General features: G+C 71.2%; 3 protein-coding genes. 2 read left to right on the top strand and 1 reads right to left on the bottom strand.

The genetic code is table 11. The annotated features are described in order from the left end of the window. Positions 1-173: 173 nt before the first annotated feature. Positions 174-1145: a COX15/CtaA family protein gene (locus AB0I76_RS25345; protein WP_357040240.1), complete on the bottom strand. Its 972-nt coding sequence runs from the start codon at positions 1143-1145 to the stop codon at positions 174-176. 98 nt (positions 1146-1243) lie between these two features. Here AB0I76_RS25345 and AB0I76_RS25340 point away from each other — a divergent pair, with 98 nt between their 5' ends. Both AB0I76_RS25340 and sufB read left to right on the top strand, forming a co-directional pair. Then, positions 1244-1996 carry a metalloregulator ArsR/SmtB family transcription factor gene (locus tag AB0I76_RS25340; RefSeq protein WP_357040238.1) on the top strand — a complete coding sequence of 251 codons (753 nt, stop codon included), beginning with the start codon at positions 1244-1246 and terminating at the stop codon, positions 1994-1996. Further along, positions 1993-3423, top strand: coding sequence for a Fe-S cluster assembly protein SufB (gene sufB, locus AB0I76_RS25335; RefSeq protein ID WP_357040235.1), 1431 nt, complete (start codon positions 1993-1995; stop codon positions 3421-3423). Before AB0I76_RS25340 ends, sufB begins: the two co-directional genes overlap by 4 nt. The last annotated feature ends 80 nt before the right edge of the window (positions 3424-3503 follow it).

Genomic DNA, 3503 nt, shown 5'->3' with positions numbered 1-3503 from the left:
GCCGCCCCCGCCGGGTGTGTGCGGCCGGGGGGGGGGCCCCCCTCCTCCCCCAACCTGGTGGGTCGTGGGGCCCCCCCCCCCGCCGCCCCCCCACTACTTCATGGTTCGAGCACGATCATGGGCGCGGGGCGCGGGGCGCGGGGCGCGGGGCGCGGGGCGTACTCCTGCGGGGGTCAGGCCGGGACCGGGACGGACGTTTCGCTCTGCGCGGCGGCCTCCGCCGGCGGCGTCGCGGCCGGGCGGCGCTCCCGGATCGACCACAGCACCGACAGGGTGGCCAGCCAGACCAGGCAGGACCCCAGCATGTGCGCGCCGACCAGGATCGCGGGCAGGTCCGTGAAGTACTGCACGAACCCGACCACGCCCTGGGCCAGCTCCACCACGAGCAGCACCCCGGCCGCGCGGACCGAGTGGGCGGGCGCTCCCACCGCACGGAGGGCCAGCCACAGGGCCACGCTCAGGCCGATCAGCAGGAACACCAGGTCGGCGTGGACCTGCGAGATCGTCTCCGGGTCCAGGCCGTTGCGGACCGCGTCGGCGTCGCCTGCGTGCGGACCGCTGCCGGTCACCGCCACGCCGACGATGATCACCGCCGCGCTCGCCGCGACGGTGATCCGGACCAGTGTCCGGATCGGGGCCGGCACCAGGGAGGACGCGGGACCGTCCGGCTCGTCCACCCGGCGCCAGAGGGCGTACGAGACGAGCAGCAGCAGCATCGAGACCACGAAGTGGATGCCCACGATCGAGGGGTGGAGCTGCATCCGCACGGTGATGCCACCGATCACGGCCTGGGCGACGATGCCCAGCACGACGCCCACCGCGAGCAGCACCACGCTGCGCCGACGCGGACGGTGCAGCAGCGCCGCCAGCAGCGTCGCGCCGGCGATCAGCACCAGCACGAAGGTGAGCAGGCGGTTGCCGAACTCGATCACCCCGTGCACGCCCATCTCCGGCGTGGTGGTGTACGACTCGTCGGTGCACCGCGGCCAGGTGGGGCAGCCGAGACCGGACGCGGTCAACCGGACCGCCCCACCGGTGACGACGATCGCCACGTTCGCGACGATGTTGGCGTACGCCAGACGGCGCAGCAGCGTGGTGGAGACCGGGAACCGGACGGATGGAGTCACGGCGCAAATCCTACGCACCGTAGTGATCGAGGTTCGTACGACTCCGCGGGGGCGGTGGTTCGGATCACCGGACCCCGGGTTTGCGGGCCCCTGACGAATTACGTAACGTTGGCGTTGTGAAAAACGTGGCAGGGCTCTCGGGGCACCAGCCGACGACCGCTCCGGTCGCCGGTCAGCCCGCGTCCGCCACGGACCTCTCCACCCGCGACCGGGTCACCCGGCTGCTGCTCGAGCGGGGCGCGACCACCGCCGCGCAGCTCGGCGACGCGCTCGGGCTCAGCCCGGCCGCGATCCGCCGGCACCTCGACGCGATGCTCGCCGACGGTGACGTGGTCGCCCGCGAGCAGGCCGTGCGCGGCAGCCGCGGCCGGGGCCGCCCGGCCAAGGTGTTCGAGCTGACCGACGCCGCCCGGGGCCGCTGTGGCACCCACCACTACGACAACATGGCCACCGCCGCGCTGCGCTGGATCGCCCGCAACGGCGGTTCCGACGCGGTGGAGGCGTTCGCCACCGAGCAGGTCGCGGCCCTGGAGGCCCGCTGCCGGGCCGCCATGGAGGACGCCGGCGACGATCCCCTGGCGCGGGCGGAGGCGCTCGCGGGGGCGCTGACCGACGAGGGTTACGCTGCCAACGCGTCCACGATCGCCTCCGGCGGCCAGCTCTGCCAGCACCACTGTCCGGTGGCGCACGTGGCCGCCGAGTTCCCCCAGCTGTGCGAGGCCGAGACCACGGTGATCTCCCGTCTGGTCGGCACCCACGTGCAGCGCCTGGCCACCATCGCGCACGGCGACGGGGTGTGCACCACGCACATCCCCACCCAGCCGCGCATGTCCGGTAAGACCGTCACCACTGTGAGGACAGATAGATGACCGAGCAGATCGTCCAGCCCCTGACCCAGGAGGAGCAGCTCGCCGCCCTCGGTCGCTACGAGTACGGCTGGTCCGACCCCGACGTCGCCGGGGCGGTCGCCCAGCGCGGCCTCAACGAGGCGGTGGTGCGGGACATCTCGGCGAAGAAGAACGAGCCGGCCTGGATGCTCGACCTGCGCCTGAAGGGTCTGCGCCTGTTCGGCCGCAAGCCGATGCCGGCCTGGGGCGCGGACCTCACCGGGATCGACTTCGACAACATCAAGTACTTCGTCCGGTCCACCGAGAAGCAGGCCACCAGCTGGGAGGACCTGCCGGAGGACATCAAGAACACGTACGACCGGCTGGGCATCCCCGAGGCGGAGAAGCAGCGCCTGGTCGCCGGTGTCGCGGCGCAGTACGAGTCCGAGGTCGTCTACCACAAGATCCGCGAGGACCTCGAGGAGCAGGGCGTCCTGTTCCTGGACACCGACACCGCGCTGCGGGAGCACGAGGACGTCTTCAAGGAGTACTTCGGCACGGTGATCCCGGTCGGCGACAACAAGTTCGCCGCGCTGAACACCTCCGTGTGGTCCGGTGGCTCGTTCATCTACGTGCCGAAGGGCGTGCACGTGGAGATCCCGCTGCAGGCCTACTTCCGGATCAACACGGAGAACATGGGCCAGTTCGAGCGGACGCTGATCATCGTCGACGAGGGCGCGTACGTGCACTACGTCGAGGGCTGCACCGCGCCGCTGTACTCCTCCGACTCGCTGCACAGCGCGGTCGTGGAGATCATCGTCAAGAAGAACGCCCGCTGCCGCTACACGACGATCCAGAACTGGTCGAACAACGTCTACAACCTGGTCACCAAGCGCGCCGTCTGCCACGAGGGCGCGACCATGGAGTGGGTCGACGGCAACATCGGCTCCAAGGTCACCATGAAGTACCCGGCGGTCTACATGACCGGCGAGCACGCCAAGGGCGAGGTGCTCTCGGTGGCCATGGCCGGCGAGGGGCAGCACCAGGACGCCGGCGCCAAGATGGTGCACGCGGCTCCCCACACGAGCAGCACCATCGTGTCGAAGTCGATCGCCCGGGGCGGCGGCCGCACCTCGTACCGGGGCCTGGTGCAGGTGCTGGAGGGCTCGCACAGCAGCCGGAGCACCGTGAAGTGCGACGCGCTGCTGGTCGACACCATCTCGCGCTCGGACACCTACCCGTACGTCGACATCCGCGAGGACGACGTGTCGATGGGGCACGAGGCGACCGTCTCCAAGATCAGCGACGACCAGCTCTTCTACCTGATGAGCCGGGGCCTGAGCGAGGACGAGGCGATGGCGATGATCGTCCGCGGCTTCATCGAGCCGATCGCCAAGGAGCTCCCGATGGAGTACGCCCTGGAGCTCAACCGCCTGATCGAGCTGCAGATGGAGGGCGCGGTCGGCTGACGCCGCCCGTCCCGCGCGGCGGGGCGGCCCCGCCCGCCCCGCGCGCCCCGCCCCCACCACCCGCCGGCGTTGCCAAAAGA

It is taken from the genome of Micromonospora sp. NPDC049799, from assembly GCF_040656655.1.
GTDB lineage: Bacteria > Actinomycetota > Actinomycetes > Mycobacteriales > Micromonosporaceae > Micromonospora.
The sequence above is the reverse complement of the archived record's forward strand: the minus strand, read 5'-3'. Positions and strand labels throughout refer to the sequence as shown.

Bases quoted from the DNA above. Each gene is read 5' to 3' on its own strand.
- sufB (WP_357040235.1), top strand. From the start codon at position 1,993: ATGACCGAGCAGATCGTCCAGCCCCTGACCCAGGAGGAGCAGCTCGCC.